The organism is Phytobacter ursingii (assembly GCF_001022135.1).
GTDB classification, from domain to species: Bacteria; Pseudomonadota; Gammaproteobacteria; order Enterobacterales; family Enterobacteriaceae; genus Phytobacter; species Phytobacter ursingii.
Window position 1 is genome coordinate 3601292 of the sequence record NZ_CP011602.1, and the last position, 15871, is coordinate 3617162.

A 15871-nucleotide genomic window follows, 5' to 3' on the forward strand; every position below is an offset into this window, starting at 1 on the left:
CCCTTCCTACTCAGAAAAGAGCTTTTCAGTAATCAGGCAAAGCTGCATTGTTTTCGTTTGTGGCAAAGTCCGGCCAATAATGAGTTGATCCTGGCCGGTGATATTGACAGCATCGGTCAGCATTGCGAGGGCCAGAGGAAATGCCATATCACTGGCTGGTCCGAAGGAGTGATCAATTAAATGTACCGGGAGTCTTTTGGGAAGTTGCCATTGACGCTGATCCGCATATTGCATGATATTAGCGACTAAGGTTTCGTCTGTTTGTGTAACCCAAACATGATGTAATTCATTGAATTGCAGTTGGTTATATTCCAATAAAATATCCATATTATACGCGATACCTTCCGGATCCAGTGGCATAACGCGTCCTAACCCTGCAAAGACAGGGATAGAATTCTGTTGTGCAAATAATGATGATGAAATTAACTGAGCAGAAACAAACTCGCTTTCTCGTTTCTCATTACCTTCCTGCCACAGTTGCGCACAGAGCACTAAAATGAGGCCATCAAAATCATTATCGAAAAGGGGACTAATAGCATCGATTGATGTAAAAGGTTCAGGGAATAAACCCCATTGTTGAAAAACAGCATATTCTGTTTTTTCGTCCCCTCCTGTGGATGAGGAGAATAAATAAACAGCATGTAGCATATGATGATAATCAGAACATTGCTCTTCCAGACGTACATGGATATCTGCAAGCAAAGACGCAACGGAATGGTGAGTAACATCAGCCAGTGGTCTTGCTTTACAGGGGTAAGCTGGAACATTCTCTGGCTCACCTAACAATGCACCCATGCCTTTCTGCTCTGGTGTAAAAATGACATTGCCGACAATGGCCAGTTGCCGTCGACTCCATCTCTGCCAGTGCTTTTTTGTGATTTCTTTCTCTTCGTTCCAGATAAGAACATCATTAAGAGATTGTTGATATCTGTTGATCGAAACACCCATAAAGCACATCCAAAGAAGCCCCACAGGAAGTATGCCGTAGATCATCACCTCAAAATAACTCGTCACATTTAGAGTAAACAGGCTAAAAAAGATGCCAGCAACTGCCATCGGGATAAACAATATGCCCCGCAATCGATAGTTGGGTTTGGGCGCTTCTTTTTTGTCGGGAATATCCGGAATCTTCCACCCCATATTAAGACTCAATGCTGTTTTCTGGGTGAGAACTGATGACCTGGCAACCGCATGCGCACTTGCAATTATTGACAACCACATAGCGCCCCATATCAGTAGATGTTGTATCGCCTTCACGTATTGGATTAACACCATGCTTTGGACAGGAGACCAAATCACCGACAAGAGCAACTCTAATACCATTGATATACATTGCTGATGACGCAGTGATAACTTTACCACCATGCGTGGTAGCATCGCCTAAACAAACAATTCCCGGCATATTTTCAATCCCTTTGGTTATCAGAAATAATATACAACTGTAAAAGAACGACTAAAAAAATATTAAATTAAAACACATCTATAACTTTATTAAACACTCATAATGAACGACCATCAATTGATCAAAGGCATATAGCACAACTTCGTTTTTATTTTCATTCCACTTATTAATTCGATTCGACCGTTTTTATTATGTATTTTTCCTTTAGATAAACCTGGATGACTGTTTTTTATTTTTCACTACTACATCACCCTCATTTCTATAAAGCACATTGCCATCAATATTTATCGTGTAATCAGCATTAATAACAAAATCAGAAAATGGGACGATATCTTCATAGCAAAATACACTATTCAACAATAAAGCATCGACCCGATGACTATCCTAACCAAAACCATCAATAGCCTAATAATGCACACCTACTTCCATATTTGGCGAACCAAAATTATCGCCTTTAACAGGAATGTTGACTTCTTGTTGGTTAAAATTATTAAGTCTTCTCTTGTATTTTTTTTGGGGGAGGTCGACAATAGATGGACAATTATAAAACAATGTTTCCATATCTAATTACTGTCTATACTTCAATTGAGTAATATCTACAGGGAATACCAAAGATTTACTTTCTGCTGCATTTATAACGCAAAAAAAAAAATGCACAGCAAAAGATAAGGGAGAAAAAATATATTTAATAATTTCAATATTAAGAATGAATCTCTACTATTTCCATTCGATACATCTATCCCTGACTGCATCTCCATTCAATTGCTTATACCCTCCATTATAATCAGAGGGAAAATGAAGGAGAGCATAGTCACCTCATGAAGTGGAGTAATAAAAGAGAACGTAATTAAGAAAAACAAAACAGCCACTATTGTTTTATGTCTTACAATCTTCTTCTACAAAAACAAATTAATATAATAAACATTACAATTGAAAGAATCAGAGGAAAAACATAAATCATGTTAGCAATAGCTCCATATTCTATTATCAGATATTGAAAAACTCTCAATTCCGATTCGGAGGATTCAGCATGGTTTATACTGTAATTTATCAAAACAAAAACAGCCCCATTAACAATATTTAAAAAATAAATAAAGACCAAGATGTAAAATTTTATTGTTCTACTACCTGGTTCCCCCTTTAAAAAAAACCAAAAACTAGAAACTAGTAGCATGACATTTAAAACAAAGACCACAAAATCACATCTCAAATAATATTTTATACTCTCATTACAAGCCACATCAAAACTTTCTGGTTCTCCATGGTGATACCCAAAATTTAGCTCACCAAATAGAACGGCGCTTATCAAAAAAACAAATAAAATAGGAAACTTTTTATTCATAAAACCCCTAACGGCTACTTTTTAATAAACAGTCGCTTTATGATATCTATCATACAATTCTTTACCGTAGGCTTGGCCTAAATTATTAGCTTCCATATCTGATAGAGTATCATCCCAACTCCCTCCATTTATTAAATCATATGCCTCCGCAATATATTGAGCAGCATCAGTTACAAGTTTAGAAGTATTATATCTTTCTTTAACACAATAGGTAAAATGCTGAATCTTATCATAACCGGGGCTTGATAATGTTTTAGGCACCAGTGCCTCATATATATGATAGAATGCCCTTAGCTCTGTTTTCATATAACTATCATTAACCTTCGTACCAAATATATCACCAATTTCATTAATTACATTATCTGGACTATCATTGTCTTTCAAAAAGTGTTCAAAAACAGACTTCATTAAATCCTTGAACAATAACCTTGGAAAATCAACTGTTCCATCATTACATCTTTTTTTAAAATCCTCCAAAACATATTTAATGTACTTATTCGTTATGAGTTCAGGATTGTTAATCTTACCTATTGTTTCCTTTGATGTCGTAGATATCTTTCCTGTTCGCCTTTTTATAAAATAGCCTAGCGTTAAATTATTTTCACTTGCAATATTTTCAATTTCCTTCAAATCCAACAATATAGGTTTATTACTAACTTTATCTATCATATAAACATTCAACTTCAATTCAAAAGAACATATATTATCTTTTTCCATGCACGTTTCAGACACTGTGGACTTCAAGGAGATAACTTTCGTCACCACACGCTCAAATATACTCAGGCTTACATTTTTAATCTTAATCCCCTGGACCCTAAGTGTTAACATGACTTTACCATGCTTATCAGAAACCTCTATCGAGTTTATAATTTTTGCATTATCTAGAGCTCCAGTTATCGAGTCTTTTTTTTCGACTTTAATTTCATACTCAACATATTTTTCATCTAAATATGCAGGCAAATCAGTTATTTCCACCCTCTCAGTATAATATACATTCACATCAGTCATTCTCATCCCCTTCATTCAAAATAACATGAATACTAAAATTTATTGAATTATCAGTATAAATAACATCGGTAAATCCGTTTTGATCAGTTATGCCTGAAGTCACTGTTCCTGACTCATCTATCAATAGATACCTGGCATCAGAAACAAATTTACCTATTGTATTTGTTATCTGATATTTCAGGTTATACTCCCCCAACTCATTCACAGGTAACTCTACCAGCTCAGACTTTAATTTCTCCGGCCCCATACTCCGCCCGCCGAATTTCTGCCATACTGCGCCACGTTCAATGATCTTGTCCGGTGCTGCACATTCCACCGCGCCGTCAGCAATACGGATATAACCTCCGCCGCTGGTCAGGATGATCTCTTTCTCTGCGCAAATCAGGATCTTTCCTTCACAACTGCTTATCCGGATATCTTTCAGTGCATCCAGCGTCATGTCGTCACTCTGCGCCTGGATTTCCACTTTGCCCCTGCCGGCAAAAATTTTTATCCCCAGCTTCCGGGCAAACAGGCTGACTGCTTCGCCAGCGGCCACAGTAAACTTTTTCAGCACGCTGAAATCCGCATGCTGTCCCGCAGTGCTGACAAGGTTTTCCCCGGCCGACAGTTGGAGACTTCTGGGGGTGACCTGCGCTATCCCCTCAGGCGCACTCAGCAGCAGTGCAGCCTGTTTCAGCTCCGTCAGGCTTTCTGCCAGCAGTGCCTGCTGCGCCTGCACATCTGCCAGCTCTGCTTTTGCCACCTCTGCCGCACTGCGCAGGGCTTCCGCCAGCGACTGCGCGCGCTGCAGTTCGCTCAGGGCCGCCGCCATCTCCCGCACCTGGCCCTGCGCCCGCTCCTGGCCGTCAGCGCTGATGAATATCCCCTTCTTCGCCCGGATGACGCCCCACCTGTCCGTGCGCAGCTCAAAGCCTTCCCCGCGCGGCTGTTTTCCCGCGTCCACCAGATGGCCGAGATTGAGCTGGCTCTTGCCGCCGTACTCCGTACTGAGCTTGATATGCTCTTTGCCGCGCTCATCATCGAGGCGCAGCTTGTTGTTTGCCGGGGTGCGCAGCACGTTGCGCTTGTAGTTCTGGATCGTCACGGGGTCGGGGTGGGCGGAATCATGCTTAACCCCGGCGATATAGGGCCGGTCAGGGTTGCCGCCCTCAAACGCGATGCTGACCTCCGTACCCGCCAGCAGCGGCAGATGCAGGCCGTACGTATCCCCCGCATACGGGCGGGACTGCCGCACCCACAGGCTTTCGTAACCCGGCTTCCAGGCCTCGCGGTCAAAATCGAGGTTCACCCGGTAGCGCCCGTCCTTGTCGATATGGGCGTAAATGTCGTTTGCCGTTGTGCTGGTCACCCGCGCGGGCAGCGTCCCGGCCATCACCGGTTTCGCGATGCGCGCCGGGCGAAAGCTGTAGCGTTCTGAATACGGAATGGCGGTAAACACCAGTTCGTAGCTGCGGTCACGGGCTGCGCGGGCGGTCAGGCCGGTTATCAGCGCCCCCCTGCGAAACACCGCCGGGGCGTCCGCGTCCGGCACTTTCAGCTCAAGCCCCGGCATCAGCAGGGCACTGGAGCTCAGCCCCTGCAGCATGGCCCGGTCATTCAGGTAACGTTCGTGGCGGATACGCGCGTAAAACGCCCCGCTCTCCGGTACGTCCGGGCCGCCTGCCGTCAGAAAGTTGTCGGCATAGTGGCAGGCTTCGCCGTAAGTGGTATTGTCGCCGCCTGATACGTCAAACGCCGGCGTGGTCATGTCAGCGGTCGCGTCGCGGTAGTTGTAGTCCCGGGTGGTGACGCTTTTTTCCACCACCCGGTATGCCGTATTCAGCCCCCAGACGGACTCCGTGCCGCTGTCGCTCAGCCCCGACGGATGGCGCAGCGGCAGCACCAGACCGCACTCATAACCACTCTGGTCGTCATAAAACTCAATGACTTCAATTTTCAGCCGTACATCGGTACTGAACCGGAACCAGATCCCCACCTCCGCCAGCAGCCGGCAGATAAACGTCAGGTCGTCCTCGCCGTACTGCATCACCTGTTCGCGCGACGGGTACTCTCCCGCCAGGCAGAAGACGAAGTCCTGGCCGAGCATCCCGTGGCGCTCGCGCAGGATTTTTTCCACAATCTGCGGCACGCTCTGATTCTGGTAGATGGCGTTCTGATGGCTGCGGGCGAGCAGCGCCAGCCGGGGTTCGAGGCGCACTTCATAGCGCGTTTCATCGCGCGAGGTGGAAAGCTGTTTAAACCCGGTGATCACGCCGTACAGGGTACGCAGCGGCATCTGTACCGGCATCCCCTGAACCGGCGGGGCGCAGAGGCTGAGCGCGCCGTCCTGCATCAGCACCGCTTCCGGCTCCAGGGTTTTATCACGGCTGGTGAACTGAATTTCATAGCAGAACGGCTGGCTCAGGTGCTCACGGCCCTCAAAAGAGAGCACGTCAGGCGGGCTGTTCAGGCCACGGATTTTTAATGTGTGGTGGGCGTGGTCGAAATTCAGCGCGTTCATGCGGTGCCTCCTGCGTCCTGATCAAACTCAAGGGAAATACCCTCATCGTCATTCCAGCCCAGAGTCAAATGTACAGGTCTTCGCTGCGACGCCTGGTGCATCAGTAACTGCTGACTCAGTACCGGTAAAATTTGTTGGTTAAGCAGGCTATCGATGTTGCGTGCCCCGCTCTCCGGCAGCAGGCATGCAGCGGAAAGCTGGTCATAGAGGTTTTCACTCACGTCGGTCTCTATACCGTAATGTTCACGCAGACGACGAATAACCTGTTCCATCTTCATCGTCACAATGACCCGCATCGCGGCAGGGCCGAGCGGACGATAAATGACCGTCTGGAAACGTGCCTGCAACGCGGGCTGAAAATGGTCGCGCAGGAGAGGATGAAGCAATGCCTGCAGCTCACCTTCCGTGGCATCAGGCGTCTCTTCGAGCAACTGCATCACCGGGTCGCTGCCGAGATTGGCGGTTATCAGGATGACCGTATTACGAAAATCGATTTCACGCCCTTCACCGTCGCGCATAAATCTGAAGTGGTCAACAAAAACTGGCCACCGCGTTAGAGTTTTTCCAGTATCGGTTTTCTGATTCGTTTGGCGGTAACCCACCATTATATTCGTGCGGTCTTAGTGCGCTGTAATATCCAACGATATAGTCCGTTATTGCGTGAGCTGCATCGCTGAAGCTTACATAGCCCGTCGCCGGCACCCATTCGTTCTTCAGACTCCTGAAGAAGCGCTCCATTGGGCTGTTATCCCAGCAGTTTCCACGCCGACTCATACTCTGCCTGATCCGGTATCGCCACAGTAACTGCCGGAACTGCCTGCTCGTATAATGGCTGCCTTGATCGCTGTGGAACATCACCCCGACGGGCTTACCACGGGTTTCCCATGCCATTTCCAGTGCTTTCATGGTGAGCCTGCTGTCCGGCGAGAACGACATGGCCCAGCCCACTGGTTTTCTTGCGAACAGGTCGAGAACAACGGCGAGGTACGCCCAGCGCTTACCCGTCCAGATATAGGTCACATCACCGCACCACACCTGATTTGGTTCCGTTACGGCGAACTGTCGCTCAAGATGATTCGGGATAGCAACGTGCTCATGACCGCCACGCTTATACCGGTGAGTCGGCTGCTGGCAACTGACCAGCCCCAGCTCTTTCATGAGTCTGCCAGCAAGCCAGCGCCCCATCTGGTAACCTCTCTGGGTTGCCATTGTGGCGATGCTTCTTGCTCCGGCAGAGCCGTGGCTGATGCCATGCAGTTCAAGTACCTGGCTGCGTAATACAGCCCGTCTGCCGTCTGGCTTTTCAGGACGGTTTTTCCAGTATTTGTAGCTGCTGCGATGGACCCCGAACACATGGCAGAGAGTGGCCACAGGATAACGCGCCCTGAGTTTCCCGATTATCGAGAACTGTTCAGGGAGTCTGACATCAAGAGCGCGGTAGCCTTTTTTAATATTTCATTTTCCATTTCAATACGTTGTAGCTTTTTCCTGAGCTCACGGATTTCAATTTGTTCCGGGGTAATGGGGGAGGCTTTTGGTGTTTTTCCCTGCCGCTCATCACGTAATTGTTTCACCCATCGCGTCATTGTGGAAAGGCCGACATCCATAGCGCTGGCTGCATCTGCCACGGTGTAATTCTGGTCAACGACCAGTTGAGCGGATTCGCGTTTAAACTCTGCGCTGAAATTTCTTTTTTTCATTATGGCACCTGTGTTGTTCTGAGGTGAGCATATCACCTCTGTTCAGGTGGCCAAATTCAGTAAACCACTTCAATCCCCGGTCAAAAACCTGATAGAACAGGTTCATTACATCGCGGTGCGCCTTTTCCACTTCGTCCAGCAGCACCACACTGTAGGGACGTTTTCTGACAGCTTCTGTAAGGACACCTCCTTGCCCATACCCCACATAACTGTACGGTCCGGAGACATGGTAGACAGGTGTTCGGGGACATGGTGAACACTTTTTAACACCCTTTCCCCATGATGATCGACCTCTTTTTCAGGTCGATCATCCCCACTTTCGTGCTGTACCACCACACCTCATAGCAGCCATCCTCTGCCGTTTCACGCAGGCCCACATATTCACCCCTGAACGCTTTCCCTGCACTCAGGCTCACTCCTTTTATGCTCAGCTTCCCGCTCACATCCACCTTCCTCACCTGCACGCCCTCATCATAGTCCGGCGGCTGAACCGCCCCGCTGTACTGCCGCGATGACGGCTGATAACGTGACGCCGGGACCCCCATGTCCAGCGCTTCATGTGGACGCTCCAGGTTATAGACCGCGCGCCAGTCGTCGAACACCTGCTGTAACTGGCTGGCGTCCGTGAACCACCGGCCCTGCAGCACTTCGGCCTTCAGGCTGCGGTGAAAACGTTCCAGCTTGCCCTGCGTCTGTGGATGGTAAGGCCGCGAATGCCCCACCCGGATACCCTGGCGCATCAGCCACAGCTCCAGCGCGGTCCAGCTTCCTGTGGTGTCGCCCCAGGGCGCGCCGTTATCCATCGTCATCCGCGCCGGCAGACCGTAACGTTCAAACACCCTCACCAGCTGTTGCCGGACGGTTGTGAGCCGTTCATCAGGACAGTGTGCGAGACAGAGCGAGAACCGGGAATGGTCATCCAGCAGGGTGAGCGGGTGGCAGCGGCCACCGGCAAAAGGAAAGTGACCTTTAAAATCCATCTGCCAGAGCTGGTTGGGCGCGGTGTGTTCGAAGCGTCCGGTGGCAGGAATGCCGGGTGTGCCTCCCGGCAGCAGACCGTGGCGGGCCATCAGGTTGTGCACGGTGCTGAACGCGGGCAGAACGTGTCCGCGGTCCTCAAGCCAGCGCTTAATCTTACGGGCGCCCCAGCGTTCATGGGCGCAGTGGGCCATGCGCAGCAGGTCCGTCACACGGTCATCGGTTCGCCGGGGCGAATGCAGAGGCGCACGGGAACGGTCAGCAAGGCCGGCGGCGCCTTCCTCAGTCCAGCGGCGAAGCCACTTGTAGCCGGTGGACGGCGAAATGTTGAAATGACGGCAGAGTGCCCGGAGGTTCGCCCCGTCCTGCGAGGCGAACAGTACAAACTCAGAACGTAATGACATGGTATCTCTCGCATCCCAGGGCATAAGCGACTCCATAAACGGGTTCTTATGCCTCAGTTGTAAGTGTCCACCATGTCCCCGAACAAGCGTTCACTATGTCTCCGGACTGTACAATAACCGGGGGGAGATCCCTTAAGTTGCGAGACGGTGTGTGGTTCCTGATATTCGGAAAGATTGATAGTAATGAGGGATTTCTCGCCGCCAAATAGAGTGTCGGCAAGGGCAAGCGCGGTTTCCGTTTTGCCTGTCCCGCTTGGCCCCGTCAGCAGGAACACGCCCTGCGGACCGTTGTCTGGCGTAAGGCCCGTTTTCGCGGCGCGTAATCGCCGGGCAATAGCACTCAGCGCAGCGTCCTGGCCCACGACCCGTGTTGCAAGATTCTCTTCCAGACTTAACAGCGCCGTCTGCTCATCTTTCAGTAATGACGAGAGCGGAATCCCCGTCCAGTCGGCAATCACCGTAGCCACGGTTCGGGCATCAACATCCAGCCCCAGCAGCGGGCTGGCATGTTGCACGAGACGCAGTTGTGACTGTAAAGCGGCTACCTCTTTCTGACGTGAGAGATCACGACGACAGACCAGCAGTTGTTGGGTAAGGTCTTGCTCTTGCTGGTACTGGGTCTCAAGCGTATCGAGTTCCACGATCAACGCATTCTCTTCACGCTCAATAGCGGCAAGTCGTTCGCCATAAGAATGCTCACCCACTGTGCCATCTTCCTGTAACGCCTGTTTTTCCATGGCCAGCGCGGTAAGTGAAGCCCGAATGCGGGTTAAGGGCTCTGGTAATGTATCGAGGCTCATGCGCACGCGAGCGGACGCCGTGTCCAGCAGATCGACGGCTTTATCCGGCAACTGACGTCCGGTGAGATAACGTCGGGAAAGTGTCACCGCGGCACGAACCGCATCGTCCGTGATGTGTACGCCATGGTGTTGCGCATAGCGCGCTTTCAAACCACGGAGCATGAGACTGGCGGCGGCGTCGTCCGGCTCGTCCACTTTCACCATCTGAAAACGGCGCTCCAGCGCAGCGTCGCGTTCAAAGTACTGCTTGTATTCACTCCAGGTGGTCGCCGCAATGGTGCGCAGCTCGCCACGGGCCAGCGCCGGTTTCAGCAGGTTCGCCGCATCTGCGCCGCCCGCCTGATTCCCCGCGCCAATGAGGGTATGTGCCTCATCGATAAACAGCAGAACGGGTTGCGGTGATTGTTGTACTGCATCAATAACGTTTTTTAGCCGCTGCTCAAATTCACCTTTGACGCCGGCCCCCGCCTGTAACAGGCCCAAATCCAGAGTACAAATGTGGACCTTTTTCAGGCTTTCCGGCACATTGCCTTCGGCAATACGCAGCGCCAGCCCTTCCACTAACGCGGTTTTGCCAACGCCGGGTTCGCCAACCAGGATGGGATTGTTCTTGCGACGGCGGGAGAGAATATCCACCATCTGGCGGATCTCCGTGTCGCGACCAAACACCGGGTCGATGCGACCATCACGCGCCTTTTGTGTGACATCTTCCGTAAAGCGTTCCAGAACCGTGCGGTGCCGATCGTCGTGCTTATGACTGTTTTCCCTTTCGATTAACCCCGACTCATTCGCGGCCATATCGGGTAAATCCGCCATCAGCGGTTCGCTGACCTGACGTTGTCGGCCTGGATTCTCTTCCGACTGGGCATCCAGCAAGAAACGTAAACGTTCCAGTTGTATGCGCCCGAGGCTAAGCAGGATCCACAGATCGTTCGCCGCCAGCAGCGCCGGTTTTTCTGTCAGCGCCATCAGCAGGTGCTGGCTGCGGATTTGCGTAGCGTCTACGTCGAGTGAGGCAATTAGCCAGGCTTGTGTCAGCAGCGTGATGAGTGGCTCAGATAAGCGCGGGCGTGTATGAACAGAGCGCGGGAGGGTCGCCAGATGCGCCAGCAGCGACTGCCAGGCCACGTCTAAATCCCATTCATAGCGCCGGGAAATCACGGTGAGATCCCCTTCCCCTTGTTCCAGAAGTTTCAGCAGTAAGTGCTCAATGGTAATTTCTGCGTGCGCGCGGGTCTGGCAGAGTGAGGCGGCCGCTTCCAGCGCGTGGGCGCAAAAAGGGTTGAGACGACGCAGCAGCGCGGCGGGGTGGTTTACGGTCATAGATGTCCCTTCTTGACGTAGTCATGTTCAGTTCCTGTCATTGCCGCTCGCCCATGCTACCGCCCGTAGCCATCACCACAGGCCCATCGGGTTTCATCAGCGGATTAACAGGGTTCGCTCAGTACCGACTCCATCCGGCATTCAGCAAACGCAAAAAAAAGGCAGACAGTTTCCTGTCTGCCGCAGTTATCAGGCGGAGGGACGCTCATTCCATGAATCGGAATGAATGATGTTGCCGTCTTTGTAGGTCCAGGTGATTTTTTCGTAACGCAGTTCAATGCGTTCCAGATGGTTGTGTTTCTCTTTCGCCGGATCTTTGATGTCATGCATCAGCGGAGCGACTTTCACCAGTTTGACGTTCTCAAGCGTGGTGTTGAAATACTCCACTTCCTGGCCCGCATCATTGATGCGATACCATTTGAACTCAGCGGTTTTCAGGGTCTGACCTGTCGTAACAGCTTTGTACAGATAGGGGCTGGACGAATCGATCTCTTTGGTGAAAAGGAACGGGGTATGAATGCGGGTGCCCGTCAGTTTGCCCGTGTTGTTATCGGTTGGGATATAGAGCGTATGCTCCTGCGCAACGACTTCGATACTGCCTTCACGCCCCTGAACGTCTACGGACCCTTTGATATCCGCGCCACCGTCATCTTTCAGCCAGAGATAAACTGGAATAGCCATGAGAATTACTCTCCTTGTTGATTGAATTGAGACACCGCCAACTCCGGCGGTATTTGCTGTTTCACGTCCTGACAGGCGTCTGAACGCGGAACCAGACTTATTTCGACACGCCGATTGGTTGCCCGGCCTTCTGGCGTATCGTTCGTCGCCGCAGGCTGGCTTTCGCCCAGTCCCTGCACGGCAAAACAGGTGAACGGGATGTCGCTGGTTTGCAGCATCCAATCACGCACCGCTTCGGCACGCCGTAACGACAACTGCTGGTTAGATTTTTCATCGCCGGTGGAATCGGTGTAACCGGCTACCAGGATCAACCAACCGGGCTTCGCTTTGATGTTGACCAGCGCCTCTACCAAAACTTTTGTCGAGCCGATTTTTAACCTCGCCTGCCCCACATCAAACAGTGCCATGCTGTCCAGACGCACGGTCTGAACGGCGCCGCCGGGTACGCTTTCTGTTTTTAATTCCGGTGGCCGATAGGTCCGTATTGCCTGCAAGACGGGCTGGCGCAGACGTTCGCCAGGGTAAAGCCCAAGGCCAAGACGCAGTGGCTCGCCTTCGCGGTAATAGTCATCCAGCCGCTGCGCATCCTCTTTCAACACCGACAGATAGCGGCTTTTGACCACCGTGTCGGCCATCGGCGTGATGGCATATTTGTGCAGATCATCGCTGACCTGCCGCAGCAAACTGCGGTTCGCCATGGCAGACAGGCAAAGCGCAATAATCCCAGCGACGGTGGTCATTGCCAGCGCCGTTGCCCATGCTCGCCGCACGGGGCCTGGCCCCGACTGGCGCGGCAATAACGGCAATATCGCGTCCGGAAAAGACAACGCGTAGCTGGCCGAGGTGTGCCGCGATACCTCTGGCGTCAGGCATGTTTTGCCAGTAATCCACTGTTGCCACACATTGCCGTTCTTCTCCGGCAGAGAAGACGCGAAGCCCGCCCCCAACGCCAGCGGTAAACATGCGGACTCCTCTCTGTCGAGCGCTGGCATTACTATCTGGTTCAGCCAGCGCAACAGGTTCTCCGCCAGAAGCATCTGGCCCAGCCGCTGGCTACATGCTGGCATGCTGGCCTGAGCAATCCACTCAGCCGGTTCACTCTCACCATCGCCTGTCACGACCTGAACATCACATCCAGCACAGATAAACCACGGTGAAGGTTCTTCCGTTGCTGGTGCAGTCTGGTAACTCCAGAGAATCAACGGCACCTTCGCCCCCACTCTGCACCGTAAACGCATCAGATTTCGGGAAAAACGCTGCAGTTGCCCGGCCAGGACCGCGGCGTCCTGGTGCTGACCCGGTATAACCACCCGTGCCACGCAGAGCTGTGCCCCCCATGCCGGGCGCCGGGACAATAGGGATTCCGTCAATGAAACAAGCTGCTCTTCATCAGCGACATGCAGATATAGCCCTGTGGGAACTTGCCGTAACGAACGGCCAGAAAAGAGCGGTGTCGTGCCATCACTACAGACCAATACCACGGGCTGTTGGTAATTCTCCGCAGGCAGAGAGGCCACCCACGCATCATCGGCCTGTTTTGGCAGCGTTTTTTGCCGCCAGAAGAGCAAGACGATGGCGACTCCGATGACAACCACTGCAACCAGGCTATATTTGACTGCCGCCGATGCGGGAGAAAAAATCGCCCACAGTATGAGAAGCAGTAACAACCCCCATAGCAAAACAGCCTGTTTGTGCGTGTTATTCATTCGGTGCTCCCTTAACGCTGCCCGGGCGGCAAGAGTTCACCCACCAGCCTGTCCAGCCAGCTATCAAGCCCCCACCACACCCCAACGAGGACGATGGCCGCCACGCTTAACCAGAACAGGGGGGAGTACCACAAGCGTGATTTGCGCACTGGTCGCCCCCCATTGAGCAACGCGGTTTCTGGTGAAACACGAAATGGGGCAACACGCTCGCTGAGCATCGCAACCAGTTTTTCGCGATCCGCCGATAACGGATCCTGATAACGGCCACGAAACCCCAGCAGTAAAACCCGGTGAAAACAGGTCAGCACGGCAGGGACGGGAGCAGGCTCATGCAGAACCTGGCGGATACGCTCATACAACAATTCTCCCGCCTGGAGGGTATTGAAGAAATGCGCCTGGAGCGGGGTTTCCAGCCAGACCTTTTGCCCGTCGTCCGGATCCTCCCGGCTCAGCACGGTCTCATCTAACAGCGCACACTGGGCATAGGTAATATGTTCTGTGTCCTGCTGGCTGAACCCTGCATCGAGTAATGTCTGGCGAACCTGCTCAACCTGTTGCTGGCAGTGGTGATACAGCGCCAGACCACGTCGGACAGGCGTACCCTGTCGCAGTTCAACAACCGTTAGCCAGGTGTCGCGAAGCAGTACATCTATGTTTATTTCCATATCGTTTTTCATACGCGCAGCACCGCAAAAAGCTCGGGGTTTAGATCGCCCATGGTGCCGGGCACGTAAATCATGCAGCACCCGGATTCCAGCATGGCTTTAGCAGGAGCACTGTGCATATCCAGCGCGAAATAGTGGTTTTCCAACCGCAACGGGAGTGCTGCGGGCACCTGAGTCAGGGGCACGATAGGGACACCGTTCAGCGCCACGTTGATAAGGTGAGTGACATCATCCGGCGCGCCAATTTTGCACACCCGCGGTAACTGATGTAGCACCAGATGCGCGGCGAGCGAAGAGCGTACCGACAGGTAGAAATCCGCCTCTTCCCGCAGACGCGGATCGTGCAGATCGGCCTTCCAGCGGTTGCCGGGTAGCGCGTCCAGTTCCAGAGCTATCACGCGCGACGGAAGACTGGCTTCGAGCAACGTGTTGAGCAGGGTAAACAAGGGAGGAAACGTCTGCGACGGCGACTCGTGAACATAGGCAGGTATCCCACTTGCCGTGTGATCCAGTGAAAAGGTTAATAGCGATCCGGCCAGACGAGCCAGTTCACGCCATACAAGCTCAGGATGAACGGCGGGATAACGCAGGAAGTCAGCCAGGATGGGTTCGATAGAGTTCAGCGCATTTAATAACCAGAACAGAGACACATCCGCCACGGCAAAATCCGCCATGCGCTGGTTGCTCTCCCGACGCATGGCCATCAGGCGACGGCTTTTTGCCTGTAGCTGCAATAGCAGGGTTTCCAGAAACTGCATTCCACCCTGGTGTGCGTTAAACGCCAGTAACGGCGGGATATAATTGTCATCCAGCGCCCAGTTACCCTGGTTATCCCGAATCAGTCGGACGAGTGGGCAGGTGACATAATCGGCATTGCTGTCATGTGCAAAACGCAGTGACAACGCATAGCGTTCAACGGCCATATCTTCGCTGTCGCTGCCATAGATATCCTGCACGGTCTGCCATTCCTGACGATAGCGAAGCGGCCTGTCCGTTAACACATCCTGCCCAAGGTTGCCGCCATTGCTATGCTCCAGCGGTAATGCCAGCAATACCGTCACTGTATTTATCCCGGCAATGTTGGTTAAATCACAGGCGGGGGGCAGCACATCCGACACGGTGGTATCCACCAGCACACCGTCTGGAAAACGCACGCGCAAGGACTGCGCTTTGAGTTTCCCCAACGCTAATGCACCTTCATCGAATTCAACGCTGGCAACACCCCAGGGGTGGCGAACACCGATACGTGCAATATTGTTATGATTGAACGTTTCCCAGCGGGCCTGCTGTTGAAACTGCTGAGAGGACAGGAATGTCCCCTCAGCCCACAGTGGACGATAAATTTTCATAAATCACACC

At 51.9% G+C, this 15871-nt stretch carries 11 protein-coding genes and 3 pseudogenes; all 14 read right to left on the reverse strand.

Features of this window, described 5'->3' with window-relative positions:
• Nucleotides 1-6: 6 nt before the first annotated feature.
• On the reverse strand, nt 7-1140 hold the full coding sequence (locus AB182_RS20575) for a hypothetical protein (protein WP_047373389.1): 1134 nt from the start codon (nt 1138-1140) through the stop codon (nt 7-9).
• 1 nt (nt 1141) lies between these two features.
• Nucleotides 1142-1402: a PAAR domain-containing protein gene (locus AB182_RS30915; RefSeq protein ID WP_071845922.1), complete on the reverse strand. Its 261-nt coding sequence runs from the start codon at nt 1400-1402 to the stop codon at nt 1142-1144.
• Nucleotides 1403-2285: 883 nt separating this feature from the next.
• Nucleotides 2286-2744: a hypothetical protein gene (locus AB182_RS20585; RefSeq protein ID WP_047371726.1), complete on the reverse strand. Its 459-nt coding sequence runs from the start codon at nt 2742-2744 to the stop codon at nt 2286-2288.
• A gap of 21 nt (nt 2745-2765) precedes the next feature.
• The gene (locus AB182_RS20590) at nt 2766-3752 is read right to left on the reverse strand and encodes a hypothetical protein (RefSeq protein ID WP_047371727.1); all 987 of its coding nucleotides are present in this window, start codon (nt 3750-3752) and stop codon (nt 2766-2768) included.
• Nucleotides 3745-6255, reverse strand: coding sequence for a DUF2345 domain-containing protein (locus AB182_RS20595; RefSeq protein ID WP_047371728.1), 2511 nt, complete (start codon nt 6253-6255; stop codon nt 3745-3747). Before AB182_RS20595 ends, AB182_RS20590 begins: the two co-directional genes overlap by 8 nt.
• Nucleotides 6252-6776: pseudogene (locus AB182_RS20600) on the reverse strand (AAA family ATPase); the annotation flags it as partial. The pseudogene AB182_RS20600 and the gene AB182_RS20595, both read right to left, overlap by 4 nt.
• Nucleotides 6777-6786: 10 nt before the next feature.
• Nucleotides 6787-7955, reverse strand: a protein-coding gene (locus AB182_RS20605; RefSeq protein WP_085929673.1) for an IS3-like element ISEc52 family transposase whose coding sequence is annotated in 2 segments (ribosomal slippage) — nt 6787-7706 and nt 7706-7955 — 1170 coding nt in all. Because the reading frame shifts where the segments join, the coding sequence is not laid out codon by codon here.
• A gap of 70 nt (nt 7956-8025) precedes the next feature.
• Nucleotides 8026-8172: pseudogene (locus tag AB182_RS33385) on the reverse strand (AAA family ATPase); the annotation flags it as partial.
• 46 nt (nt 8173-8218) lie between these two features.
• Entirely contained in the window at nt 8219-9361 is a 1143-nt protein-coding gene (locus AB182_RS20615) for an IS481 family transposase (RefSeq protein ID WP_047368912.1), read from the reverse strand.
• Nucleotides 9362-9450: 89 nt separating this feature from the next.
• Nucleotides 9451-11460 (reverse strand): annotated as a pseudogene (locus AB182_RS20620) (AAA family ATPase); the annotation flags it as partial.
• A 189-nt stretch (nt 11461-11649) separates the two neighbouring features.
• The gene (locus AB182_RS20625; protein ID WP_039076799.1) at nt 11650-12141 is read right to left on the reverse strand and encodes an Hcp family type VI secretion system effector; all 492 of its coding nucleotides are present in this window, start codon (nt 12139-12141) and stop codon (nt 11650-11652) included.
• Nucleotides 12142-12146: 5 nt separating this feature from the next.
• Nucleotides 12147-13847 (reverse strand): OmpA family protein, encoded by a 1701-nt coding sequence (locus AB182_RS20630; RefSeq protein ID WP_047371730.1) that lies wholly within the window; start codon nt 13845-13847, stop codon nt 12147-12149.
• Nucleotides 13848-13858: 11 nt separating this feature from the next.
• Nucleotides 13859-14524 (reverse strand): type VI secretion system protein TssL, short form, encoded by a 666-nt coding sequence (tssL, locus tag AB182_RS20635; RefSeq protein ID WP_047371731.1) that lies wholly within the window; start codon nt 14522-14524, stop codon nt 13859-13861.
• Nucleotides 14521-15861 carry a type VI secretion system baseplate subunit TssK gene (gene tssK / locus AB182_RS20640; protein ID WP_047371732.1) on the reverse strand — a complete coding sequence of 447 codons (1341 nt, stop codon included), beginning with the start codon at nt 15859-15861 and terminating at the stop codon, nt 14521-14523. The genes tssL and tssK overlap by 4 nt, the downstream gene beginning before the upstream one ends.
• Nucleotides 15862-15871 lie beyond the last annotated feature (10 nt).

Bases quoted from the DNA above. Each gene is read 5' to 3' on its own strand.
- AB182_RS20590 (WP_047371727.1), bottom strand. From the start codon at position 3,752: ATGACTGATGTGAATGTATATTATACTGAGAGGGTGGAAATAACTGAT.
- AB182_RS20625 (WP_039076799.1), bottom strand. From the start codon at position 12,141: ATGGCTATTCCAGTTTATCTCTGGCTGAAAGATGACGGTGGCGCGGAT.
- AB182_RS20595 (WP_047371728.1), bottom strand. From the start codon at position 6,255: ATGAACGCGCTGAATTTCGACCACGCCCACCACACATTAAAAATCCGT.
- AB182_RS30915 (WP_071845922.1), bottom strand. From the start codon at position 1,402: ATGCCGGGAATTGTTTGTTTAGGCGATGCTACCACGCATGGTGGTAAA.
- tssL (WP_047371731.1), bottom strand. From the start codon at position 14,524: ATGAAAAACGATATGGAAATAAACATAGATGTACTGCTTCGCGACACC.
- AB182_RS20630 (WP_047371730.1), bottom strand. From the start codon at position 13,847: ATGAATAACACGCACAAACAGGCTGTTTTGCTATGGGGGTTGTTACTG.
- AB182_RS20575 (WP_047373389.1), bottom strand. From the start codon at position 1,140: ATGGGGTGGAAGATTCCGGATATTCCCGACAAAAAAGAAGCGCCCAAA.
- tssK (WP_047371732.1), bottom strand. From the start codon at position 15,861: ATGAAAATTTATCGTCCACTGTGGGCTGAGGGGACATTCCTGTCCTCT.
- AB182_RS20615 (WP_047368912.1), bottom strand. From the start codon at position 9,361: ATGCCCTGGGATGCGAGAGATACCATGTCATTACGTTCTGAGTTTGTA.
- AB182_RS20585 (WP_047371726.1), bottom strand. From the start codon at position 2,744: ATGAATAAAAAGTTTCCTATTTTATTTGTTTTTTTGATAAGCGCCGTT.